Genomic DNA, 25,396 nt, shown 5'->3' on the forward strand with positions numbered 1-25,396 from the left:
GTTATATTAATTGAATTAGCCATGAAAAAAATTGTGTTTTTATTCTCATTGATTTTATCAGTAACTATTGGTTTCGGACAAAAAAGTTTTCATGATTTTGTCGTGAAAGATATAGAAGGGGGAGATTTTGATCTCTCTACATTAAAAGGTAAAAAAGTTTTGGTCGTAAATACGGCCTCAAAATGCGGCAATACACCTCAATATGAAGGCCTACAAAAATTGTATAATGAATACGGGGGAGATGACTTTGTAATTATTGGTTTTCCAGCGAATAATTTTGGAAAACAAGAGCCGGGAACAAATGATGAGATTGCCGAATTTTGTGAAAGAAACTACGGTGTGACATTCCCAATGATGTCAAAAATTTCAGTAAAAGGAGAGGATATGTCTCCTGTTTATCAATGGCTTACTGAAAAGAAAAATAATGGTGTACTTGATTCTGAAGTAAAATGGAATTTTCAAAAATACATGATTGATGAGAATGGACATTTAGTAGATTTTGTTAGTCCAAAAACTCAACCGTATGATGAGAAAATATTGAACTGGATTAAAAGTGATTCATAGCTGAAAAATAGGATTGCATTTCTTTTATCTTTCAAGTGCTATTTTATAGGTTTTAATTGCCCTTTCTCTTGCAAATTTATGTTCGACTATTGGTTTGGGATACTTATCTGTTCCAAATTCAGGAATCCACTTTTTTATGTATTTAAACTCTGGATCAAACTTTTGTGCTTGCAGAGTCGGATTGAAAATTCGAAAATAGGGTGCTGCATCGCAACCTGAACCGGCAGCCCACTGCCAACCTCCGTTGTTGGATGCTAATTCATAATCCAGAAGTTTCTCTGCAAAATAAGCTTCACCCCACCGCCAATCTATCAGTAGGTGTTTGCATAAAAAACTTGCAGTTACCATTCGTACACGATTGTGCATAAAACCTGTCTGATTTAGTTGTCGCATGCCTGCATCAACCAAAGGATAGCCAGTATTTCCATCGCACCATTTTTGAAAATCTTTCTCCGAATTAATCCATGGAATTCTGTCATATTCCTTTTTGAAAGATTCTTTTTCTACATGGGGGAAATGCCATAAAATGTCCATGTAAAAGTTCCGCCAAATCAATTCATTTAGAAATATGGATGAGTATTTGGAAGCTTGTTTGGTTAACTTCCGAATGCTGATTGCACCAAACCGTAGGTGAATCCCCAATCTCGAAGTCGCATCGATGCCTGGGAAATCCCTTTTTTCTTCATATTCTTCAATGATTGTTCTTGATATTTTATTTTTTGGAATTGGATAATTCCCAGGCCTAAATCCTAAATCCCGCAGGTGGTATGTTTTTAATGGAGGAGATTTAAAAAGGTTAACTAATAATTCTTTAGAAGGATAGTTTTCCAGCTTAAGGTTTTGAAATTTTTCCAGCCAACGTCTGCTATATGGAGTGAAAACGGTGTAAGGCTTCCCATCTTTTTTTAAAATGTCATTTTGATCAAAAATGAGTTGATCTTTTAGCGTTTCAAGTTTTACTTTTTCTTCGGCAAGAAACTCTGCTATTCGTTGGTCTCTTTCTAATGCATAGGGCTCGTAATCGCGATTTGCATATATAGTATCGATATCAAATTCAACTAAAAGTCGTTTGAAGGCGTTCAGTGGTTTCCCATGATAAATCCAAAATGTGCTGTTATTCTCTTCAAATTCCTTTTTTAGTTTGTTTACTTCACCCAGAATAAAACCCAATCTGGCATCGTCATCGTCCAAATCATTTAGAATTTGACTATCAAATATAAAAATAGGCAATACTGAATATTTAGAAGATAGTGATCGGAAAAATGCGTGGTTATCAGCAATTCGAAGATCGCGACGAAACCACATAATATTAATTTTTTCTTTCATTTATTAGGTTTTGAAAAAGATGTAAAATACCATTTAGAAAGATTCACAATATGTAACAAATAAATACACAGTTTGGCTTAGATTGATTTTGATCATCTGTTTTTTTTAACTTCTTTTATGTTGAAAAATCAAATTTAACTACCATGAAACGAGGCTTTGCCAGTGATAATAATGCCGGGGTTCATCCTGCAATCTTTGAAGCGATGATCGCTGCAAATGATGGTCATGTTGTTGGATACGGCGGAGATCCAATTACTGCCGAGTCAATTTCAATTTTTAAAAATGAGTTTGGACAAGATACCGACGTTTATTTTGTTTTTAATGGAACGGGTGCCAACGTGTTAGGCTTATCAACATTAACCAATTCTTTTAATTCGATTGTTTGTGCTGATACTGCTCATATTCAGGTTGATGAATGTGGTGCTCCTGAGAAATTTACGGGCTGCAAGTTATTACCTGTAAAAAGCGAAAAAGGGAAAATATCACCGGATAGAATCGCTGAGTATTTGCATGGGTTTGATTTTGAGCATCATGCACAACCGGGAGTTGTGTCAATTTCGCAGGCAACAGAACTTGGAACCTTGTATGGTGTAGACGAAATAAAAAGTATTGCAGAATTGGTTCATAGCCACGGTATGTATTTGCATATGGATGGGGCTAGAATTGCTAATGCTGCTGTAGCTTTGGATTTGCCTTTTAGAGCATTTACCAAAGATGCAGGAGTGGATGTGCTTTCATTCGGTGGAACAAAAAACGGAATGATGATGGGTGAGGCGGTTTTGTTTTTTAATTCGGATTTGTCAAAAAATACCAAATACTTGCGCAAACAGAGTATGCAACTCTTTTCGAAAATGCGTTTTGTAAGTGCGCAATTCCTGCCATACTTTAAAGATGAACTTTGGAAGAAGAATGCAAGTCATGCAAATAAAATGGCTTTATTACTCGAGCAGGAAGTTTTGAAAGTTGACGGAATTACGCTGACTCAAAAAACCGAAGCAAATGGGGTATTTGCGATTGTCCCGCCTGATATCATTCCAAAACTACAGGAGAAATATTTCTTTTACGTTTGGGATGAAAGCCGATCAGAAGTTCGGTGGATGACTTCATTTGATACTACCGAAGAGGATATTTATGACTTTGTAAGCATATTAAAAAGTTTATTGTAGAACATGCGGATATTCAACTATTACCCAGGCCAGACCGGAAATACAGATCCTGAGCTGGATAAGAAAATATTTAAGCACAGTATGGTATTCCCGGGTTTGTTTTTGCTTGCTTTTTGGCTGGTGTTTTTGGTTGAAAATATCATGGATTTCAGTTTTGTGGAGTTGGGCATTCTTCCTCTTTATCTGAAAGGATTGAAAGGCATTTTGTTTTCCCCTTTTATACACAGTGATCTGGGGCATATTTTTGCTAATTCCGTACCTTTTTTTGTTTTGTCACTGGCACTATTTTATTTCTACCGAAATTTAGCTTATCGTATTTTCTTTTTAGTTTATTTTTTATCCGGAGTATGTGTTTGGCTGGGTGGGAGAGAAGCATGGCATATTGGTGCCAGTGGTATTATTTATGGTTTGGGTTCATTTCTGTTTTTCAGTGGGATCTTTAGAAATGATGTACGATTACTAACCATTTCAATAATAGTTGTATTTCTATACGGCGGAATGTTTTGGGGAATGTTTCCTGTTCAGCCTGGTATTTCATGGGAAAGCCATTTGTGGGGGGCTGCCGCTGGTTTTTTCTTAAGTATTTTTTATCGAAATCAGGGGCCGCAGCGCACGAAGTATGAGTGGGAAGACGAACCTGACGAGGAAGGAGAGGACGTTGAGAGCCTGGAAGAGAGTTCGGAAAGGTGAGAACATTAATTTTTGTTTTCAACAATTACTTTATCTTTCTCAATGTTCATTCCAATGTTGAATGTTAATCAGTTCTTCTTTTTTTAGAAACAAGCAATAATATCCGTAATTTAGAATGCAGTCTCGATAGCGAGATTTGCCCGGATTAAAGAGCTTCTTTTATCACAAGAAATAACAATGATTGTCTTAAAGACAATTGCCATTCGCGAATCTCAAATAATCCCATCTTTTTTCAAAAATAAGTAAAGATGTTGAAAAGCATAAATAGAAAATGCTTAACTTTGCAGCCCAATGTGATTAACAGGTTCTAAAACAATGATTAGCAGAAGAATTATCCGAATTAAGGTATTGCAGGTTTTATACGCCTTCTATACATCACCAGATAAATCAATCAACAACACGGAGAAAGAACTTTTCTTCAGTTTCCAAAAAACATTTGATCTTTACCACTACTTGCTCGATTTGGTTATTGAGATGTCCAAACATGCAGAGTCTGTCATTGATCTTCGTAAAAAGAAACATTTTCCTACAGCTGATGATTTAAATCCAAATGTTCGTTTTGTCAACAATGCATTGATTCATCAACTTAAGAATAATCAGGAGCTTCAAAAACAGTTGGAGCGTTCGAAATTATCATGGAACGATGAGCCAGAATTGGTGAAAAAGCTATATACTGCAATGGTTTCATCAGATTTCTTCATCAATTACATGAAAGCTGAAGAAAACAATTATCAGGCTGATAGGAAGTTTATTGAAAAGTTGTTTGTCGAAGTGATTTTACAGTCAGAAGACTTGTTTATGTTGCTCGAGGAACAAAGTATATATTGGAACGATGATGTTGAATTTGTGGTGAGTATGATCATTAAAACTTTTAAAAAGTTCAAAGAATATACTCGCGAAGATCAGTCATTGATGCCGATGTTTAAAGATTCAGAAGATCATCAGTTTGCAAAAGATCTTTATCGGAAAACAATTCTGAATCATGATGAATTGAAAAAAGTAGTGGAAGACCACACTTTTAACTGGGATGTGGAGCGTATTGCATTTATTGACAAATTAATTTTAGAATTATCGATTTGTGAATTTCTGTATTTCCCGTCAATTCCTACTAAAGTTAGCTTGAACGAATACATCGAATTATCAAAATATTACAGTACCAGAAAAAGTAGCAACTTCATTAATGGAGTGCTTGATAAGGCGTTGAAAGATCTGAAGAAGGAAAATAAAATATTGAAAGCAGGACGCGGTTTAATTGGTGAAGATAAAGCTGAGTAGTGAAAAGTATACTTTCAATATTATTGTTGGGTGTATTACTTTCTTGTTCTTCAAAACAGTCAAAGCAAGAACAGCAAAAAAAAGCTGACAGTCCGGATGGAATTGCAAAGTTTGAGTTTCAACAAGAAATGCATAATTTTGGTGACTTGCAGGCTGGAGAAGTTGTAGCTTTTAGCTTTAGTTTTAAAAATACTGGTGATGCTTACTTATTGATTGAGAAAATTGAATCAGATTGTGGTTGTCTGAATATTGAATATCCGAAAGAAAAGATAATGCCACAGGAAACAGGTTATATTGAAGTCGTTTTTAATACGGCTGGCGAAGTCGGAAGGGTATATAAAACGATTAAACTATTCACCAATGCCGGACAAAAAGAGTTGGCAATAACTGCAACAGTCGAAAATAAAATATTGAATTTATATAGTAAAAATTAAAAGGTATAACGTATGAATTATTTATTAATGGCGCAACCACAAGGTGCTGACGCTAATCCACTGACAACTTTTTTACCACTCATATTGATTATTGTGGTTTTCTATTTCTTCATGATCAGACCTCAGGTTAAAAGGCAAAAGGAATTGAAGAAATTCCGAAAAAGTCTTGCAAAAGGAGATAAGGTTGTAACAACTGGTGGTATTTACGGAAAAATTGCTGAAATAAAAGACGCTTACATTCTATTGCAAGTAGATGATAATGTGAAATTGAGAGTAGATAAAAGTGCAGTTGTTAAAGATATGACAGATGTGACTCCTCAAAAATAGGAGCATAACACTAAAATACTAAAGGGTCGGCTTCTTAGTCGACCCTTTTTTTTTATCTTTGGTTTCGTGGAAAATAATTGGATAAATAAAGTTAAAGGTGTTTTTAAAACCTTCAATATTAAAGATGAAAGTAAGCTGATCATCTTTCTTATTTGTGTCGGTATTGCAACAATATTTTGGTTTTTAAATGCCTTAAACAAAGAGTATAAAGTAGAACTTTCTTTCCCGGTAAAGTATACAAATCTTCCTAAAAAGAAGGTTCTGTCCAATGAACCACCGGATCATTTCGTATTGGAAGTAAATGCATACGGTTTTACCATTTTGAGACATAAGCTGAGTTTGGCATTTTCACCATTGGTATTTAATGTAAATGAGTTTACTGGCAATATGATGGAAGAAAGCGAACGTTCTTATTTTGCTATTCCAAGCAGGAGGTTTGTTAGTCGAATTTCAGATCAGGTAAGTAACGAATTGCGTGTGGCAAGTATTCAGCCTGATACTTTATATTTTAAATTTGACAATATCGTTTCGAAAAAGATAAAAGTGAAGCCTGATGTTACCGTTGACTTAGTACAGCAGTATTACTTAAATGGTGATATTCGGACAAAGCCAGACTCTGTTTTAATTTCAGGTCCACAGTCAGTGTTGGATACTTTAGAATTTATAAGTACGAAGATTCAACACTATGAAAAGATAGATCAAGTAATTCAACGTAATGTTTCGCTGAGTGAATCAAAAAAATATACTTGCCAACCCAAAAGAGTCGTCATGACCATTCCAGTGGAGGAATTCACGGAAAAGCAATTGGAAGTTCCTATTATTATTGACGGATTGCCTGAAGATGTGAAAATCAATCTATTTCCTTCAAAAACACGCTTGAGCTTTATGACTGGCTTAAGTCGTTTCAGTGAAATTAATACCGATGATTTTATTGCGAGAGTTTCTTATGACGATATTTTAAAGAACAAAGAAACATTGGCGGTTGAATTGATTTTACAGCCACCTCATTTAAGGGGAGTAACAATGTCTCCTGCTGAAGTAGAATATCTCATTGAAAAAAATTAGTATGATTAAGGTTGGATTGACAGGCGGAATTGGAAGTGGGAAATCAACCATTTGTCAGTTTTTTAGGATAATAGGTATCCCCGTTTTTGAAGCAGATGTAGAAGCAAAACGTATCATTAATTCTTCATCGATTGTTCGAAGTAAGTTAATGCTAAACTTTGGAAATGACATTTACCTGTCAAATCAATCACTTGACCGAAAAAAATTAGCAAACATTGTGTTTAATTCTGCACCTTCGTTGGAAAAACTGAATGCTATCGTTCATCCCGAAGTCAGGAAATATTTTTTTGAATGGGTTGGTAAGCAGCAAGCACCGTATGTTTTGCACGAGGCTGCCATTTTATTTGAAAGTGGCTTTTATGAAATGATGGATTTTAACATACTGGTTACTGCTCCGGAGGAAGAGCGTATTTTACGAGTAAAAACCAGGGACAATATATCAGAGGAAGAGGTGAGGCAACGGATTGGAAAGCAGTGGATTGATGAAGAAAAAATGAAGTTCAGCGATTTGGTGTTGCAAAATGATAACAAGGATCTGCTGATACCACAATTAATAGAATTTGATAAAAAAATAAGAAAAGATGGCTAAATACGGAAAATGGTTAGCTGGTGGGCTAGGATGGGCCTTTTTTGGTCCGATAGGTGGAATTTTAGGTTTTGTTGTGGGGTCTATGTTTCAAAATGAAACGGAGATGACTATGCAGAGCCGAACAGGTACACAGCGAACAACTACAGGAGCATATGTAACCAGTTTGCTCGTTTTGATTGCTGCTGTAATGAAAGCTGATGGGAAAGTTCTGAAATCTGAGTTGGACTATGTAAAACAATTTTTGGTTCGGACTTTCGGGGCAAGTCACGCTCAGGAAGCCACTCAGATGCTTCGCGATTTGTTGAAACAAACCATTCCTCTGGCGGATGTCTGTCATCAGATCAGAAGCAATATGGATCACTCATCGAGGTTGCAATTAGTTCATTTGCTTTTCGGCGTGGCACAAGCTGATGGTAAGGTAGATGTTTCTGAGTTGAATTTGATTGATAAGATTGCAAGTTATTTAGGGATTAGTGATAAAGATTTCCAGTCTATTAAATCAATGTTTGTCAAAGACACAGGAGCGGCTTATAAAATATTGGAAATTGAACCTGAAGCTTCTGACGAGGAAGTTAAAAAGGCCTATCGAAAAATGGCGATGAAATATCATCCGGATAAGGTTAGTTATTTGGGCGAAGACATTCAGAAATCGGCTAACGAGAAATTTCAGAAAGTTAACGAAGCTTATGAAAATATTCGTAAGGAAAGGAACATTGCTTAAAAGCATCAAGTTTCCTATTTTTCAAAGTTGATTTACTTATTTAGAATTTGCCATTTGGCATCAGGCATAATTTTTATCTTTGTTTCATGCCCGAGTTTTTAGATCAGGAAATAAAGTTTTTACCCGGAGTGGGGCCAAAAAGGGCGGAGTTGCTGACAAAGGAACTTCGCATTTCTACATTTCGTGATCTTCTATATTATTTCCCCTATAAATACATTGATCGCACCAAATTTCACCGAATTGGTGAAGTAAACGCAAACCAGGCTTACATTCAGGTAAAAGGCAAGATAAGGTCGTTCGAGGTTTTAGGAGTTCGAAATAAGCAAAGGTTAAACGCTGTGTTTTATGATGAAACCGGATCAATGGATTTGGTTTGGTTTAAAGGCGTAAAGTATATTCGGGAGAACCTAAAGCTTGAGAAAACGTACGTGGCTTTTGGGAAACCATCCGTTTTTAGTGGAAGAGTAAATATCATTCATCCGGAAATGGAGAATGAGGAAAGTGAACAGTTTAAGACAGGTGTTTTACAAGCTTTTTACAATACGACGGAGCTTCTGAAAAAGCGTTTCCTCAACACCCGTGCAATTAATAAACTACAGTATAATCTGGCAAAGGAAGTTGAGGGTAAGATTTATGAAACACTTCCAGCCCAAGTTCGGGAACCTTTAAAATTGGTGCCATTATCAATCGCTCTTAAACAGGTCCATTTTCCCGAAAATACGCGATTATTGCAAAACGCTACTTTTCGTCTCAAGTTTGAGGAATTGTTTTATATCCAGTTGAAAATATTGAGTTTAAAGCATAAAAGGTATGATGCGTTTAAAGGATTTGTATTTGCTCAGGTTGGTTACAATTTCAATAAGTTTTATGAAAATAATCTTCCATTTGAGTTGACTGGCGCTCAAAAAAAGGTAATCAAGGAAATTCGCAAGGATTTGGGATCCGGTAAACAAATGAACCGATTGTTACAAGGAGACGTCGGAAGTGGTAAAACATTGGTGGCATTGATGGTTGCTCTTATTGCCTTTGACAATGGATACCAGGCGAGTTTAATGGCGCCAACAGAGATTTTGGCTATTCAGCATTATAATACCATTCAACGAATGGTTCAGGGATTAGGAATCAATATCGCATTATTAACAGGCTCAACAAAAGCAAAAGAACGTAAGGTTATTCATGAACAGTTGGAGAAAGGCGAATTACAATTGTTGATTGGAACTCACGCGTTAATTGAGGATACCGTTAATTTCAATAAGCTGGGTTTGGTAATTATTGACGAGCAACATCGGTTTGGGGTGGCTCAACGCGCCCGGCTTTGGAAGAAAAATAGAGGTATTCCACCTCACGTATTGGTGATGACAGCAACTCCAATTCCGCGAACCCTGGCAATGACTTTGTACGGTGATTTGGATGTGTCGATAATTGATGAATTACCACCCGGTAGAAAACCAATTGATACCCGGCATTTCTATGAAAATCGTCGGAAAGAAGTTTACCAGTTTGTCCGAAAGCAAGTTGATTCCGGACGACAGGTTTACATGGTTTATCCTTTAATAAGCGAATCTGAAAAGTTGGATCTAAAAAATCTGGAAGACGGTTATGAATTGATGCAGGAAGTTTTTCCTCGTTATAAAATTAGTATGGTCCATGGTCGCATGAAGCCTGCTGAAAAGGATGCAGAGATGCAGCTTTTCAAGGAAGGAATAACGCAGATTATGGTTGCAACAACGGTCATCGAAGTTGGAGTGGATGTACCAAACGCTTCGGTTATGGTGATAGAAAGCTCTGAGCGGTTTGGTTTGTCTCAGTTACATCAGTTGCGTGGAAGAGTGGGGAGAGGAGCCGAACAGTCTTTCTGTATCCTGATGTCGTTATACAAAATTAGTAATGAAAGTAGAAAGCGTTTGGAGACCATGGTTCGAACAAATGATGGTTTTGAAATTGCCGAAGTGGATCTGAAGTTGCGTGGTCCCGGTGATCTGGAAGGCACGCAACAAAGTGGCTTAGGTCTCAATCTAAATATTGCAAACTTGGCAAAAGATGGTGAAATTCTTAGAATTGCCAGAGATATGGCTAATGATATTCTTAATGCTGATCCACGGTTGGAAAAGGATGAAAATAAGCTTTTATTGTACCATCTTACAAAAATGACAAACACCGAATTTAATTGGAGTGTGATTAGCTAGCTATTCTAATTTTGATTTCATCTTGAATACGAGATTGATTTTCTTTTCTAATTTCAGGACTTCCCATGTGCCGAATCATTAAATAATTCAACTGGTATTTCATTAAATTACATAGTCGAATTGAACGAAATCATAGAATAACTGATTGATTTATTCAATTTTTTGTCGTTTTTAAAACTCTTCAAAATTGAGCAAAAACAATGACAAATATCATGTATGCGTGTAATGCGTTGATTGATAGTGCTAAAAAAATATGAATTATTTGTTGCTATTTAAAATTGATATAAATAAGATAAGATGTTTTATAAATGATTTTAACATAGATTCTAGTTTTTGAAACATAGTTAGTTTTGCAGCATTAAAGCTTTTTGAAGAACAAGAATGACGGGAGAAATTTCACACAAGGGAATTATAAAAGAGCTTTCAGATAAAAGGATACTAGTAGGCATTATTAATGAATCTGCATGTGCCTCTTGTCATGCCAAAGGGGCTTGTACAGTAGCAGATATGGAAGAAAAGATAATTGAAATTCATCATTTTGAAGGTGATTTTCGAGTTGGCCAGTTTGTCAACGTAGTCGGAAAAACCTCGCAGGGTTTTAAAGCGCTGTTTTATGGATACCTACTTCCTTTTCTATTGCTGATGGCTGTCTTAATCATCTCATTATCGATTACCAAGAACGAGGGATTGAGCGGTTTGTTGGCTTTAGGTTCAACCATTCCCTATTACTTCACAATTTATTTATTCAGAGAAAAGCTTAAAAGAAATTTTGAATTTGAAATAAAGGCTGTTCAATCATGAGTATGACCATTGTTTACACGATGATTACTTTGAGTGCAATTGGGACGCTTGCTGCAGTGATCTTGTATTTTGTTGCTCAAAAGTTTAAAGTATATGAAGATCCAAGGATCGACGAAGTAGAGGCAGCATTACCCGGTGCCAATTGTGGTGGTTGTGGTTATGCAGGTTGCCGAGCATTTGCTGAAGCTTGCGTTTCGCAAAACGAATTATCATCCTTGTATTGTCCTGTTGGTGGTAATGATTGTATGGGAGATGTTGCAGGAATATTAGGTTTGGAAGCAGTGAAACAAGATCCCCGGGTCGCAGTTGTTCGCTGTAATGGAACTTGTGAGCATCGTCCTAAAACAAACTTGTTTGACGGTGCTTCTTCTTGTGCGGTCGCTTCATCATTATATAGTGGAGATACTGGTTGTCAGTACGGATGCCTCGGACATGGAGATTGTGTTGTTGCCTGTGACTTTGATGCAATTCATATGAATCCTGAAACTGGCTTGCCGGAAGTTGTTGACGATAAATGTGTTGCTTGCGGAGCATGTGTTGATGCTTGTCCGAAAGATTTGATAGAGCTTCGTAAAAAGGCACCTAAAGATCGTAAGATTTACGTTTCCTGCAGGAATGAGGATAAAGGCGGTGTTGCGAAAAAAGCTTGTTCTGTTGCTTGCATCGGATGTAGCAAATGTTTTAAAGTTTGTCCGTTTGATGCAATTACAATGAATAATAATCTTGCTTTTATTGATTCAGATAAGTGTAAGCTTTGTCGTAAATGTGTGGTTGAATGTCCGACCAATGCGATTATTGAGTTGAATTTTCCCCCACGGAAGATAAAGACGGATTTGCCACCAAAGCCAGCAGCAAAGAAACCGGAAGCTTCACCGGAAAAAACAACGGAAGCACCCTCAACAAATTCTGAAAATTCAGCTAACTAAATAAGGAGGCCAATCGTGTTAAAAACATTTAAACTCGGAGGGGTTCACCCAGCAGAAAATAAGCTATCAGCAAATAAAGCCATTGACGTGCTTGATTTGCCGAAAAGTGTTTTTATACCTGTAGCCCAGCATATTGGAGCACCAGCTCAAGCCCTGGTTAAAAAAGGCGATCAAGTAAAAGTTGGACAACTCATTGCTAAATCCGGTGGTTTTGTATCAGCTAACATTCATTCTTCAGTTTCAGGAACAGTAAGTAAAGTCGATCTGGCTCAGGATAGTAGCGGTTATCCAAAGCAAGGTATTTTTATTACTGTGGAAGGTGATGAATGGGAAGAGTCGGTCGATAAAAATCAGGATCTAAAAAAAGATTTTGAAAAAGATAGCAAGAAGATAATTGAAAAAATTAATGCAGCCGGAATTGTCGGATTAGGTGGTGCAACATTCCCAACACATGTGAAATTGACTCCTCCACAAGGTATGGAGGCAGAGATGTTGATCATTAATGGAGTGGAATGCGAACCTTACCTGACCTCTGATCACCGGGTGATGCTTGAAAAAGGAGAAGAAACTTTAGTCGGTGTTCGTTTATTGATGACCGCACTTAATGTTCAAAAAGCGTACATCGGTATTGAAAATAACAAGAAGGATGCTATTGATCATTTATCAAAGTTGATTGATGGGGATTCTACAATTAAAGTGGTACCGCTAAAAGTAAAATATCCACAGGGAGGAGAAAAACAACTGATAAAGGCTGTCACTGGAAGAGAAGTTCCATCTGGAGCTCTTCCGATCGCTGTTGGTGCTGTGGTTAGCAATGTTGGTACGGCTTTCGCGGTTTATGAAGCTGTGCAAAAAAATAAGCCACTAATAGAGCGTGTTGTAACTGTGACTGGAAAATCGGTTGAAAAACCTTCGAATTTCATGGTAAGGGTAGGAACACCCGTGCAGGATTTGATAGATGCTGCAGGTGGATTACCCGAGGATACTGGAAAGGTCATTAGTGGTGGACCAATGATGGGGAAAGCAATTGCATCGATGGATGTGCCTGTCACCAAAGGAACATCAGGGATTTTAATTTTGCCAGAGGAGGAAGCAAAACGCGAGAAGATGCAAAACTGTATTCGTTGTTCGCGTTGTGTGTCTGTTTGTCCAATGGGATTGGAGCCATACTATTTGATGACTGTTTCTGACAAACAAATCTGGGATAAAGCTGAAAAGAACCAAATTATGGATTGTATAGAATGTGGTTCTTGCAGTTATACTTGTCCTGCAGATCGTCCTTTACTTGATTATATCCGATTAGGAAAAGGAAAAGTTGGACAGATTCTCCGTTCACGAAAAAAATAATTGAGTTAAAAATCGAATGAATAGATATAAGAAATGAGTAAGTTACTAACCATATCCCCTTCACCGCATGTGCACACAAGTGATTCGGTGAATAAAATTATGTACCGGGTGATTTTCGCTTTGGTACCCGCCTTGGTTTGGTCTGTATTCATGTTTGGATTTGAAGCAGTCAAAGTCACATTTATTGCTGTTGCAGCCTGTATTGCATTTGAGTTTCTGATTCAGAAATATATAATGAAGGAGATTCCAAAGATCACCGACGGATCAGCTGCACTCACCGGGATTTTACTTGCATTTAATGTGCCGGCAAATCTCCCTGTTTGGATTATTATTATTGGTGCTTTGGTTGCTATTGGAGTAGGTAAACTGTCTTTTGGCGGTTTAGGAAACAATCCGTTTAACCCTGCTTTAGTTGGGCGTGTTTTTCTACTGATCTCATTTCCGGTGCAGATGACCAGTTGGCCGGTTACCAAACAAATGGTGGTAGATGCAACCACAACTGCAACTCCATTGGCAATATTGAAAGAAGGAATTAAAAATGGCCAACCAGTTAGTGATCTACTTCCCAATCTACCAGCAAATATGGATTTGTTTTATGGAAACATGTCTGGTTCTCTTGGTGAAATTTCAGCCATATTCCTGTTGCTTGGATTTGGTTACATGCTTTGGAAAAAGGTTATAACCTGGCATATTCCGGTTTTCATTTTGGGAACTATTTTCATTTTCCAAGGCGGAATGTGGTTGATAAACCCTGAGAAATTTATCGAACCAGTTTTTCATTTACTTTCTGGCGGTGCAATGCTTGGTGCAATTTATATGGCAACTGATATGGTTACTTCACCCATGACGCATAAAGGGCAATTCTTCTATGCGGTGGGTATTGGATTAATCACAGTACTAATTAGAAATTTTGGTGCATACCCTGAGGGTATTTCATTCGCAATATTAATTATGAATGGATTTACACCTTTATTAAATGCCTATATAAAACCTAAACGATTTGGAGGGAAAAAGTAATGGCACAGAAAGAATCAACTTTTTTTAGTATGACTACTACTTTGTTGGTAGTCACTTTAGTAGCCGCAATGATCTTAGGTTTTATACACGATCTAACTAAAGAAGACATTGCCTTGGCAAAAGAAAAAGCCCAGAAGAAAGCCATTGAAAGTGTATTGCCCACATTTGATCATTTAGGATCATCGTGGAAAATGCTTCCTTCAGATGGAGCTGATAGTCTGGAATTTTTTCCTGCATTTGATGCAAATCAACAACTAGTTGGCGTCGCTGTAAAAACATATACAAAAAAGGGATTTAGTGGTTTTATTAGTGTTATGGCGGGTATTGCTGCTGATGGAACCATTTCTGGGTACGAAGTATTGGAGCACAAGGAAACTCCTGGATTAGGTTCTAAAATGGGAGTTTGGTTTAGATATGAAAATAAGCCCAATCAAAATATAATTGGAAAAAGTCCGGAAACTACAGAATTTAAAGTCTCAAAGGATGGTGGAGATGTGGATGCCATTACTGCGTCGACCATTTCATCACGCGCATTTTTAGATGCTATTAATCGAGCATTTGAAACCTATAAAGATGCACCCCCACTTAATGAACAAGAGTCTGCTAAAACTGAAGCAGAGGAAGGAGGTCAGTCATGAGTCAATGGAAAAATTTTTCAAAAGGATTTATAAAAGAAAACCCGGTTTTCGTTCTCTTATTGGGAATGTGTCCAACCTTGGGAGTAACTTCTTCCGCGATAAATGGTTTGGGAATGGGATTAGCAACAACCTTTGTTTTATTAATGTCGAATATTGTTATCTCAATATTTAAGAACTTTATTCCCAACAAAGTAAAGATTCCAAGTTTTATTGTAATTATTGCCACTTTGGTTACAGTTGTGGAGTTGGTTATGCAAGCCTATATTCCTGCATTGTATAAAAGTTTAGGTTTATTTATTCCACTGATTGTTGTGAACTGTATCGTATTAGGACGTGCCGAAGCTTTTGCTTCCAAGAACACGATATTATCTTCTGCACTTGACGGTTTGGGAATGGGCTTAGGATTTTCCTTCGCCTTGACTCTTTTAGGAGCAGCTCGCGAGTTTCTGGGGAGTGGGAAGATTTTTTCTATGACAGTTTTTCCTGAAAACTATGGAATGTTATTGTTCGTGCTGGCCCCAGGGGCATTCATTGTTTTGGGTTATTTAATTGCCCTGATCAGACGTTTAAATAAATCATAGGAGATTACATTATGGAATATTTATTTATTATCATAGCCGCCATATTTGTCAATAATATCGTATTGAATCAGTTCCTTGGGATTTGTCCATTTCTGGGTGTATCCAAGAAAATATCGACTGCAGTTGGAATGACTGGTGCTGTTACATTCGTTATGGTAATTGCAACGATCGTTACATACTTGATCCAGTTGTATATTTTAAATTCGTTTGGTCTTCAATATTTACAAACCATATTCTTCATTCTTATTATTGCATCGTTGGTTCAGTTAGTCGAAATTATCCTTAAGAAAGTTAGTCCTGCTTTGTACCAGGCGTTAGGAGTTTTTCTTCCACTAATTACGACAAACTGTGCAATCTTGGGTGTTGCTATTCTTACCGTCCAAAAGGAATTCAATTTGTTGGAAGGAGTTGTTTTTGCAACTGCAAATGCTATTGGTTTCGGATTAGCCTTGGTATTGTTTGCAGGTCTGCGCGAACATCTAGATTTGGTTGATATTCCAAAAGGATTAAAAGGAACTCCAATTGCTTTGCTTGTAGCAGGTATTTTAGCTATGGCATTTATGGGCTTTTCTGGCTTGGTTTAAGAAATTTGTCACTACTCAAAATAATGAAGCAGCATCGTTGATGTTGCTTTTTTTGTTATCAAATTATTTTTTATTCGCTTATTGTATATTGGACTTATTTTGATAATTTGGTGATGGAGATTGCGTCAGCAATTTTTTTTGTTTCCTAATATTTCTATTTTAATTGTTTAGTATGTACCATTTACCTTGTGAACATTGCGGACACTTCAACCCTGTAAAATCAGAATATCTGGTGTTTTGCGAGAAATGCAATAAGAAGATGTCTAATAACTTCAAAGATTGGTTAAAGCGGAATCAAGGCAAAACATTAAATGATTTTAAGGCCCAAAGATGTGTTACAGATGAGGCTGTGTCGGTAATGCAAAAAGCTGGAAAAAAGAAGAAAAGGAAGATTACAAAAAGTCAAATTATTGGAATTGTTGTGGGAACTATTTTTGCAGCGATCGGAAGTCATTATGGAAAGTTGGGGGTAGAAAAGTTAATGGAAATACAGGGGCTGAAGAAACTCAATAAAATGGAGTTTCTTCAATCTGATACAATCCAATGGATAACATACCACAATAACGAAGCTAACTTTGAAATACTTTTTCCGGAACAACCCGAGGAAAACATACAATCTGTAGAGTCTGAAATCGGACCAATGGAAGTGAAAATTTATACCTATGAGCCGGAACTGGGGAAAGATGATAATATCCTTTATGGAGCCGGGTTTTCAGTATATCCGGAAGATCTGGTTGATAGTGATATCATGGCAGATGAAGAGATTGCTGAATTTATGAATAATTCGATTAACGGTGCTGTTACGAATGTGCAGGGTAAATTACTAACAACTAACACCATTTCATATAAAGGATATCCTGGCAGAGAAATAAGAATCGATTTTAAAAATGGGGTCGCTATTATAAAAATGAGAATCTATTTGGTGAAAAATAAAGCTTATATTTCCGAGGTGATTACAGCAAGTAGTAACAGCCTTAACAAAGCTGTAAATACCTTCCTGGATTCATTTAAATTGACAGAAGAATAATTTACTACTTGTCCTTTTTAAGCAGCGGGAACATGCTTAAAATTCCACTTATTAAATATCCGGCACCGGTTAATAGTAATGCAGCAGCCAGGCTAAAATGATCGGTGATATACCCAAGAGCTGGTCCAATAATGGCAAAGTTGATTCGGATCACAAAATTTCTGATGGAAAGGATAGTTGCCCTGACTTCCGGTTCTGTGTACTGATTGATATAATCTTTCAAAATGGGGTGGGCAATTCCACGGATTAAGTAGAAAAAGAATAAGAATGCAATACCCGCAATACTCACTACCATTGCTGATAAGAAATATCCAAGGCTCAAGCATAGAATGATTACAAGTAATGAATATCGCTGTCCCAATACTCTCTCAACGCGATAAGAAAACATCGAGGAAAGTCCAACCGAAAGGTTCAATAAAGTCCACATCACACCAAAAAATGTCAATGGTAATCCAGCTTCCTGAAAATAAGGCTGAACAAACCAAGCAAAAGTAAGAGAAGCCGTTCCTGTGAATGAGGAAGTCAATATGGCGGAACGAAGTAGTGGATGTTTAAATGTTTTCCCAACAGTTTGAAGAATGTTTCGAAAACCAACGGATACCTGCTTGGCATGAACAACTGGTTCTTTCAGAAAAATGGCAGCAGGGATTGCAATGGAAGCTACTCCAAATTGAAAGTAAAATGGGAGTCTCAAACTAATAGTTGCAAGCAATCCCCCGGCTATGCCTGCAAATGCCTCAGCAAAATTTCCTGATGAGGTTATCCAGCCTTCGTGCTTTATATACTCTTTTTCTTTTTTATTCGATTTTAGCGTATCATAAAGCATGGCAGAATCAGCTCCTGAGACAAAACTGTGTCCAATTCCTAAAATGATTTCGGCAATTGCAAATGTCCAGAAAACATACGAAAAACTGTAAAGTGCAAATCCCAATGCCCCAAGCAAACCTCCGAGTAATAACGTTTTCTTTCTGCCCCAAACATCTGCCATGTAACCAGACGGAATTTCCATTACAACAATGGCAATTGAATAAATTGATTTTAGAATGAAAATATCCTGCATGGTAAGGCCATTTTCTTGATAGAAAATAACAATAACAGGCATTACCAAATTAAACCATTTTGCAATTTTTATTAGGTACAGGTTGAATATGTTGGGGGGAAGTTTTTTCATGCATGGCAAAATTAAAAAAATTGATTAAATATTATTTTTTTTTGACTTGCTAAGAATTCCAAAAACACCCCTGTTTCTGATAGGGAATAGATTTTAAATTGAGTGAATTATTTCGAAGTAGCCGCGTTATTCTATAGACTATCGCCATGAAAATAGTTGGTTGTAGAGAGTTTGTCTGAAGTTGAATAATTATATTGTCTTTCAGTTTGTTAGAATATTTCTATTAAATGTGATAATATACTATTTTTAAGCAGAAGAAATTATTAGTTGTAACTAATCCGGTTGTACGGATCAAAACATCATTTTATGAAACTATACTTTCCCGAAAATTATCATTCTCATCTCGACTTAAAGCAAACAGAAAAGGCTATAAAGCTGGTAAAAGATTTTTTTCAACAGGACTTGTCTTCAGAATTAAAGCTAAGTCGGGTAACTGCTCCACTTTTTGTGATGAAAGGTACCGGAATAAATGACGACCTTAATGGTATTGAGCGTCCAGTCTCTTTCCCTGTCAAGGAATTAAATGATGAGGTTGCCGAGGTTGTTCAGTCTCTTGCAAAGTGGAAGCGGATGACACTGGCTGATTTGGAGGTAGATGCCGGCTACGGAATTTATACCGATATGAATGCGATTCGTCCGGATGAGGAATTGACAAATATTCATTCGTTATATGTGGATCAGTGGGACTGGGAGCGTGTAATTACTCGTGAAGAACGAAACCTTGAGTTTTTGAAGAAGGTTGTTCGTAAAATTTACACCGTACTCTTGCGAACCGAGTTTTACGTCTATGAGCATTACCCTCAATTAAAACCAACTTTGCCAGAAGAAATAACGTTCATACATGCAGAAGAATTAGAATCAAGATATCCGGATCTTACATCAAAAGAGCGGGAAAATAGAGCTGCAAAAGAATACGGAGCTATTTTTGTCATTGGTATCGGGGGTGCATTACCTGGTGGCGAAATTCATGATGGACGTGCTCCTGATTATGATGATTGGTCAACGGTAAATAGTAATGGTTATAAAGGTTTAAATGGAGATATTGTCATTTGGAATCCGGTTTTACAAAGTGCCTTTGAAATTTCATCGATGGGAATTCGTGTTGATAAAGACGCATTATTGCACCAGTTAGCATTGACCAACACTGAAGATAGAAAAGAATTATACTGGCATCAGCGATTGTTAAACGGTGATTTGCCACTTTCATTGGGAGGTGGAATTGGTCAATCGAGAATTTGCATGTACTTTTTGAGGAAAGCGCATATCGGTGAGATTCAGTCAAGTATATGGCCGGATGAGATGATCGAACAATGCAAAGCACATAATATACACTTGGTATAAACTGTAAATAGTGGTTGTTCTGTCAAAAAAATGAAATTTTAGTCCTCATTTTTTGATATTTTCCTATATTTGCAACCGCTAAAAGGATGCCTCGGTAGCTCAGTTGGATAGAGCAATAGCCTTCTAAGCTATGGGTCATGGGTTCGAATCCCGTCCGGGGTACAGTTATTGAAATAAAGTCAAATTGAAGACACTTAAGATGTATGTTTTAAGTGTCTTTTTTTGTTTTTAAGTTTCTCAATGAATGACTATTGATGCAGAAAGTAGGTTCTGATATTAGTTCGCAGAATTTTTAACCAATAGATAATAAGTTTGGAAGATGATTTAAAATTCTTTTTAAATTATTAAAATTGTGGAGTCAATTCAACTCTCAAGTTGTAGCGAAACGTTGGAAAATACAGGTAAAAATATATTTGGCAAATTTTTGCAGGAGCAATCGCAACAGTCATTTACTGACTTTTTTGATTACTACTTTTACCGATTAATGCGTTTTTCAGCTGCAATTGTAAAGTCTGAAGTATTAGCAGAAGAAATTGTACTTGACATTTTCTTAAAGCTATGGGAGCAAAGACAAATTCTTTCTGCGATAAATAATATTGAAACTTATCTATTTATTTCTATTCGCAACAAATCCATCAATGTATTAAAAAAGGAACAGAAGTTTAGTTTTGATATGCTTGCTGATTCTCATATTCAATTGGCAGATTACAAGCAATCAGCTGAAAATGATTTAATCGAAGGAGAAATGCTTGACGCATTAAATAGAATTGTCAATAAATTACCATCGAAATGTAAAATCATTTTTAAGTTGATTCGAGAAGATGGATTAAATAGAAATGAAGTTGCCAAAATCTTGGATATATCTGTTAAGACAGTTGATAATCAGGTTGCTATTGCCGTTAAGAAAATCGCAGAGCAGCTAGATATTGATTTGACGAATCCTACTAATTCAAAGGGTTTGATAACCTTTTTACTGGCCTTTTAAATAATTCGTGAAAAAAAGTCATTTTCTTTTGGGGAGAAGCAAGAGAAGTGATGTCCTTATTTCGTAAAGTATAATACTATTATGAAAGAGTTGAAGGATATTTCACTAATAATTGCCCGGAAATTGCTTAGAATTGAAAGTAAGGAAGACAAAGATGTATTGGATCAATGGAAAAGCAAGGCTGCTCGCAACAGTTCATTTTTTACAAACTTAGAATCATTTTGGAGTAATCCTGCAGAGGAAGAATCAAATGAAAGATTGAATATTGTTCGTGAGAGGATGCTGTTCAAGTTAAATGCAGGAAGTGTTAAAAAGAGACATCACCCCACTATTTTTTACTTAACAAGAATTGCTGCCGCGATAATATTGATTATCACAATTGCTGGTTCATCTATTTATATTGCCTCCCAAACCAATTTGTTTTATAAAAATAACTGGGTTGAAGTTAGCACAGAAGCTGGTCAGCAAAGCAAAGTCACGCTTCCTGATGGTACGTTGGTTTGGCTTAACGCAGAAACCGTGTTAAAATACCACGCAACGAAAGATGAACGGATTGTTAGTATGGATGGAGAGGCATATTTTGAAGTAACTCATGCGGCTGACCACCCATTCATCGTAAATACGGACAATGCAAAAGTTAAGGTTTTAGGCACAAAGTTTAATGTTGCACATTATCACGATTCAAAAATTACTGAAGCTTCACTTCTGTCTGGTAAAATAGCGATGAACATTAGTGATCAATCAGAAACCTTTGAGTTAAAGCCTGGCGAAAAAATTAGTTATAATGAAGATGAAGGCCGCATTTCAAAGATTGAAACAAAAGTGCAAAATGAAATCTTGTGGATGCAAGGAATTCTGTTTTTTGATAATGAACCATTTAATGTCATGATTCAAAAATTGGAACGATATTATGCTGTAAAATTTATATATAATAAAAATGTATACAAAAATATACACTACACAGGATCAATAGATAACCTTAGTATTTCCAGAGTACTCGAATTTATAAACCTTACAATACCTATAAAATATGAAGTAGATAATAAGACAATTAAACTCCAACTTAAGGAGTGAAGAAATGAAAACAAAAGGTGATACCCGCGCCAACGAAATATCACCTTCTAATTTCTGATTTACAAACTATAAATCTTTTCAAAATTATGAAAAAAAAACGATTATCTGACTACTCGACAAGAGTCGGGTGGATTAAACTTTTTCGAATTATGAAGCTAACAGTCTTTTTAGTTCTATTATTTGTGGTTAATGTTACAGCATCTGTTTATTCTCAAAGTTCAAAAGTCTCTATGAAAATTGAGAATGCTGCGCTAAGTGAAATCTTTCGCCAGATTGAAGAACAATCTGAATACCGCTTTTTCTATCAAAATGAACAGGTCAAGAATGTTGAAAGAAAGTCAATTCAAGTTACAGACAAAGGTGTGCTGGATTTGGTCGATGGATTATTGGAGAATACGGGTTTATCCTTCAAATTGATAGACCGTAGTATTATAATTTTTCCAAAAAATGAAGAAATTGACTCTGATTTTCTTGTTCAGCAGATGACTGTTTCCGGCACTGTTACTGACGATTCCGGGCTTCCATTACCGGGTGTTTCTGTAGTTGTGAAGGGAACCACACAAGGTACGATAACGAATGCAAGTGGATATTATTCCATTGGAACAGATAATGGAGTTGCCTTGGTTTTTTCTTTTATTGGCTTTGAATCGCAAGAGATCACTGTGGCAGATTCTCCTGTTATTGATGTGGTTTTGCAGGAATCATTAACAAGCCTCGATGAAGTAATTGTTACTGGTTACACCAGCCAGCGAAAGGCCGACCTTACCGGTTCGGTATCTGTTGTGGAAGTGGATCAGATACGATCCAGTACAACCGGTAGTGCGATGCGAGCAGCCCAGGGAAAGGTTGCAGGGATGACAGTATCAAGCAATGGTTCTCCAAATCCGTGGTCTACCGTTCGTATCCGGGGGGAAGGTACCTTGAATAATAATAATCCACTGTATATTGTTGATGGTACTCCTACAACCCGATCGATGTCTGAGTTGGCAACGATGGATATTGAATCTATTCAAGTTCTGAAAGATGCATCATCAGCATCAATCTATGGATCTCGTGCTGCAAATGGTGTTATCATCATTACAACCAGAAAAGGGAAAAAGGGCACCACGGTTGATTTTAGGTCTTCGTACACGATGGTGAGTAGTGCAAAACCTTTTGATCTGATGAATACAGAAGAGAGAGGTATTTCTCAGTATTGGGCGATTAAGAATGATAATGCTGATGCAGATCCAAACCTTGTTGGAATCGGGCAATTGTATCAATATGTAGATCACGTCGATGCCAATGGAAATTTTGTTTTGGATAAAGTAACTTGGAGAGAATACCTCGATCCTGATGCGAAAACAATGAAATCGGCAGATACCGACTGGCAGGATGAGATTCTTCGGACAGGTCAGGTGCAACAATATAATGTGACCCTTTCCAGTGGTAATGAAAGTGGGCACGCTATCTTTTCTGTTGATTATTACGATAACAAAGGAACCATCAAAGGCAGTTTCTTCAACCGGTTGAATACTCGGATTAATACGGATTATTCCTGGTTGGATGGTAAAATTAAGGTTGGCGAAAACTTCACCATTTCAAAATGGAGACAGAGCAGCAATATTGGGGATGGCAACTTAGGTAGCACAAAATCTTTAATGTCCATTGTGCCTGTTCATACCGTTGATGGCATTGGTTGGGGTGGCCCTATTGGTGGAATGAGCGATCGACAAAATCCGGTGCGGTTAATTGAGGACAATCTACAGAATCATCAGGATAATATGCGCTTGTTTGGAAACACATTTATTAATATCGAATTATTAAAAGGGCTAACATTCCGTTCATCATTCGGTCTTGACTTTACAGGTTTTTGGCGCAAAACCATGGATCTGACTTATCGTTCAGGCTTTTTGAGTGAGGATAGGAATAAAGTAACCCAAACTGCAAATTTTGATGCGAACTGGAATAACAGTAACATCTTACAGTATGTATTTGATTTAGGAAAGAGCAATTTTGACGTCATGGTTGGGCAGGAAACTATTGAGCACACTTGGGATCAATTTTGGGGAAGTCGCCGTGTGTATGCATTGGAAACTACAGATTATATGCAACTAGACGCTGGTGAAGAAGAAAAAGACAATGGAGGAAACAGAAGTAATAACACAATGATTTCCTGGTTTGGGAAATTCAATTACAACTACGACAATCGTTACTTAGCCTCATTTACTCTTCGTAGAGATGCTTCTTCTGTATTTGGTTCGAACAATCGCTGGGCTACTTTTCCTGCATTTTCAGTGGGATGGGTTTTAAATAATGAAAGTTTCTTAAGTGAAGCCTTATCTGATTTTTCCCAACTTAAATTGAGGTATGGTTGGGGACAAAATGGTAATTCTCAGATTGATGATTATGCTGGTTATCAAATGTATGTTTCAATGTATGATGCAAACAATTTGTGGGACTGGAACTGGGGAACAGCATATGACTTTACTGGTGAAGGCGGTAGTTTACCTGCAGGTTTTCGCAGAACACAAAGAGGAAATCCGGATTTAAAATGGGAAACGACTTCTCAGCATAACTTTGGTCTGGACTTTGGATTCTTTAATTCAAAGCTTAGCGGATCATTTGATTATTATCTGAAATATACTCGTGATATTTTAATGAAACCTGGTACTGTCGCAACTTTGGGTGAAGGAGCAAGCATGTGGTTGAATGGTGCCGATATTGATAACAAAGGGTATGAATTTACATTGAACTACCGGGAGAAACTTGGAGACGTTGGATTGGAAGTTAGTAGTGTATTCTGGCACAATCAACAAACTGTGGTTAAAGTACCGGAAGATGTAATCAACAACTTTGCAGGGAATGGAACAGATCAAAACATTTTGGGGCGTCCAAGAAATTCGTTGTATGGATATGAAGCTGATGGATTATTTCAATCTCAGGCAGAGGTTGATGCTCATGCAACACAGATTGGTGCTGCTCCCGGGCGCATTCGATACAAGGATTTGAATGATGATGGAAAAATTGATGATAAAGACCGTTCCTGGATTGGCGTAGAAAATCCTGACCTGGAATATGGTATTACTGTGGGGCTTAATTGGAAGAACTTTGATTTCACTGTATTCTTCAATGGCGTATTTGGTAAAGATCTAAATGTGAGTGGTTGGAAACGATGGACTGATATTTATGCACTGGGAACTGTTGGTGAAAACTATGGAACAAGATTGTTGGATGCATGGACTCCTGAAAATAATAACTCTACAATCCCTGCAGTTTCAATTAATAACTATAATGATGAAGGTCGTTTCTCAACTTATTATGTAGAGAGTGGCTCATACATGAAAATTAGAAATGCAGAACTGGGGTATACAATTCCGGATCAAATGGCTAATCGCTTAAAAATCAAACGAGCAAGAATCTCGCTGCGTGCAGATAATCTCTTAACGGTTATGAAGACTTGGGGAGACAATGCTTATACCGGATTGGATCCGGAAACTCCAGGCAACAGCTATCCTCTTCCATTGTCATTAACTATGGGATTGAACGTAACTTTCTAATTAGTAAAAATTAAAACGAATA

General features: G+C 37.0%; 24 protein-coding genes and 1 tRNA gene. 23 read left to right on the plus strand and 2 right to left on the minus strand.

Translation table 11 applies throughout. The annotated features are described in order from the left end of the window. Positions 1–21: 21 nt before the first annotated feature. Positions 22–564, plus strand: a complete 543-nt coding sequence (locus ACUNWD_RS01270; protein ID WP_445585947.1) for a glutathione peroxidase — start codon at positions 22–24, stop codon at positions 562–564. Positions 565–588: 24 nt separating this feature from the next. Here ACUNWD_RS01270 and ACUNWD_RS01275 read toward each other — a convergent pair whose 3' ends face one another. Continuing rightward, positions 589–1,890 (minus strand): cryptochrome/photolyase family protein, encoded by a 1,302-nt coding sequence (locus ACUNWD_RS01275; protein ID WP_445585948.1) that lies wholly within the window; start codon positions 1,888–1,890, stop codon positions 589–591. Positions 1,891–2,033: 143 nt separating this feature from the next. Here ACUNWD_RS01275 and ACUNWD_RS01280 point away from each other — a divergent pair, with 143 nt between their 5' ends. The 17 genes from ACUNWD_RS01280 to ACUNWD_RS01360 all read left to right on the plus strand — a co-directional run bounded on the left by ACUNWD_RS01280 (position 2,034) and on the right by ACUNWD_RS01360 (position 17,264). Then, a complete protein-coding gene (locus ACUNWD_RS01280) occupies positions 2,034–3,056 on the plus strand; it encodes a threonine aldolase family protein (RefSeq protein WP_445585949.1) in 1,023 nt (340 codons plus the stop codon). Between the two features lie 3 nt (positions 3,057–3,059). Then, positions 3,060–3,746, plus strand: a complete 687-nt coding sequence (locus tag ACUNWD_RS01285; protein ID WP_445585950.1) for a rhomboid family intramembrane serine protease — start codon at positions 3,060–3,062, stop codon at positions 3,744–3,746. 315 nt (positions 3,747–4,061) lie between these two features. Then, positions 4,062–5,021: a transcription antitermination factor NusB gene (gene nusB / locus ACUNWD_RS01290; RefSeq protein WP_445585951.1), complete on the plus strand. Its 960-nt coding sequence runs from the start codon at positions 4,062–4,064 to the stop codon at positions 5,019–5,021. Then, positions 5,021–5,455, plus strand: a complete 435-nt coding sequence (locus ACUNWD_RS01295) for a DUF1573 domain-containing protein (RefSeq protein WP_445585952.1) — start codon at positions 5,021–5,023, stop codon at positions 5,453–5,455. Before nusB ends, ACUNWD_RS01295 begins: the two co-directional genes overlap by 1 nt. Positions 5,456–5,467: 12 nt before the next feature. Further along, positions 5,468–5,782 carry a preprotein translocase subunit YajC gene (gene yajC, locus ACUNWD_RS01300; RefSeq protein WP_445585953.1) on the plus strand — a complete coding sequence of 105 codons (315 nt, stop codon included), beginning with the start codon at positions 5,468–5,470 and terminating at the stop codon, positions 5,780–5,782. 66 nt (positions 5,783–5,848) lie between these two features. Beyond that, positions 5,849–6,847, plus strand: coding sequence for a hypothetical protein (locus ACUNWD_RS01305; RefSeq protein WP_445585954.1), 999 nt, complete (start codon positions 5,849–5,851; stop codon positions 6,845–6,847). A gap of 1 nt (position 6,848) precedes the next feature. After that, positions 6,849–7,436 carry a dephospho-CoA kinase gene (gene coaE / locus ACUNWD_RS01310; protein WP_445585955.1) on the plus strand — a complete coding sequence of 196 codons (588 nt, stop codon included), beginning with the start codon at positions 6,849–6,851 and terminating at the stop codon, positions 7,434–7,436. After that, positions 7,429–8,157 carry a TerB family tellurite resistance protein gene (locus ACUNWD_RS01315; RefSeq protein ID WP_445585956.1) on the plus strand — a complete coding sequence of 243 codons (729 nt, stop codon included), beginning with the start codon at positions 7,429–7,431 and terminating at the stop codon, positions 8,155–8,157. The genes coaE and ACUNWD_RS01315 overlap by 8 nt, the downstream gene beginning before the upstream one ends. Before the next feature lie 86 nt (positions 8,158–8,243). After that, the gene (recG, locus tag ACUNWD_RS01320) at positions 8,244–10,343 is read left to right on the plus strand and encodes an ATP-dependent DNA helicase RecG (RefSeq protein ID WP_445585957.1); all 2,100 of its coding nucleotides are present in this window, start codon (positions 8,244–8,246) and stop codon (positions 10,341–10,343) included. 381 nt (positions 10,344–10,724) lie between these two features. Beyond that, positions 10,725–11,144 (plus strand): SoxR reducing system RseC family protein, encoded by a 420-nt coding sequence (locus ACUNWD_RS01325; protein WP_445585958.1) that lies wholly within the window; start codon positions 10,725–10,727, stop codon positions 11,142–11,144. Then, complete coding sequence (locus ACUNWD_RS01330) at positions 11,141–12,070, plus strand: Fe-S cluster domain-containing protein (RefSeq protein ID WP_445585959.1); 930 nt, start codon at positions 11,141–11,143, stop codon at positions 12,068–12,070. The genes ACUNWD_RS01325 and ACUNWD_RS01330 overlap by 4 nt, the downstream gene beginning before the upstream one ends. A gap of 15 nt (positions 12,071–12,085) precedes the next feature. Then, positions 12,086–13,417 carry an electron transport complex subunit RsxC gene (gene rsxC / locus ACUNWD_RS01335; RefSeq protein ID WP_445585960.1) on the plus strand — a complete coding sequence of 444 codons (1,332 nt, stop codon included), beginning with the start codon at positions 12,086–12,088 and terminating at the stop codon, positions 13,415–13,417. A 33-nt stretch (positions 13,418–13,450) separates the two neighbouring features. Next, the gene (locus ACUNWD_RS01340) at positions 13,451–14,434 is read left to right on the plus strand and encodes an RnfABCDGE type electron transport complex subunit D (RefSeq protein ID WP_445585961.1); all 984 of its coding nucleotides are present in this window, start codon (positions 13,451–13,453) and stop codon (positions 14,432–14,434) included. Beyond that, complete coding sequence (locus ACUNWD_RS01345; RefSeq protein ID WP_445585962.1) at positions 14,434–15,072, plus strand: RnfABCDGE type electron transport complex subunit G; 639 nt, start codon at positions 14,434–14,436, stop codon at positions 15,070–15,072. Before ACUNWD_RS01340 ends, ACUNWD_RS01345 begins: the two co-directional genes overlap by 1 nt. Next, positions 15,069–15,653 carry an electron transport complex subunit RsxE gene (gene rsxE / locus ACUNWD_RS01350; RefSeq protein ID WP_445585963.1) on the plus strand — a complete coding sequence of 195 codons (585 nt, stop codon included), beginning with the start codon at positions 15,069–15,071 and terminating at the stop codon, positions 15,651–15,653. Before ACUNWD_RS01345 ends, rsxE begins: the two co-directional genes overlap by 4 nt. Before the next feature lie 11 nt (positions 15,654–15,664). After that, complete coding sequence (gene rsxA / locus ACUNWD_RS01355; RefSeq protein ID WP_445585964.1) at positions 15,665–16,237, plus strand: electron transport complex subunit RsxA; 573 nt, start codon at positions 15,665–15,667, stop codon at positions 16,235–16,237. A 259-nt stretch (positions 16,238–16,496) separates the two neighbouring features. Then, positions 16,497–17,264, plus strand: coding sequence for a hypothetical protein (locus tag ACUNWD_RS01360; RefSeq protein ID WP_445585965.1), 768 nt, complete (start codon positions 16,497–16,499; stop codon positions 17,262–17,264). A gap of 4 nt (positions 17,265–17,268) precedes the next feature. On the opposite strand, the gene ACUNWD_RS01365 is transcribed toward ACUNWD_RS01360, so the two are convergent. Then, complete coding sequence (locus tag ACUNWD_RS01365) at positions 17,269–18,435, minus strand: MFS transporter (protein WP_445585966.1); 1,167 nt, start codon at positions 18,433–18,435, stop codon at positions 17,269–17,271. Positions 18,436–18,741: 306 nt separating this feature from the next. Between ACUNWD_RS01365 and asnA the strand changes: the two genes are divergently transcribed. The 5 genes from asnA to ACUNWD_RS01390 all read left to right on the plus strand — a co-directional run bounded on the left by asnA (position 18,742) and on the right by ACUNWD_RS01390 (position 25,374). Further along, positions 18,742–19,776: an aspartate--ammonia ligase gene (gene asnA, locus ACUNWD_RS01370; RefSeq protein ID WP_445585967.1), complete on the plus strand. Its 1,035-nt coding sequence runs from the start codon at positions 18,742–18,744 to the stop codon at positions 19,774–19,776. An 88-nt stretch (positions 19,777–19,864) separates the two neighbouring features. Next, positions 19,865–19,938: transfer RNA gene (locus ACUNWD_RS01375), tRNA-Arg, on the plus strand. 226 nt (positions 19,939–20,164) lie between these two features. Further along, positions 20,165–20,761, plus strand: coding sequence for an RNA polymerase sigma-70 factor (locus ACUNWD_RS01380; protein ID WP_445585968.1), 597 nt, complete (start codon positions 20,165–20,167; stop codon positions 20,759–20,761). A gap of 81 nt (positions 20,762–20,842) precedes the next feature. Continuing rightward, entirely contained in the window at positions 20,843–21,835 is a 993-nt protein-coding gene (locus ACUNWD_RS01385; protein WP_445585969.1) for a FecR family protein, read from the plus strand. A gap of 86 nt (positions 21,836–21,921) precedes the next feature. Then, complete coding sequence (locus ACUNWD_RS01390; RefSeq protein WP_445585970.1) at positions 21,922–25,374, plus strand: TonB-dependent receptor; 3,453 nt, start codon at positions 21,922–21,924, stop codon at positions 25,372–25,374. Positions 25,375–25,396: the final 22 nt, after the last annotated feature.

The organism is Sunxiuqinia sp. A32 (assembly GCF_052690465.1).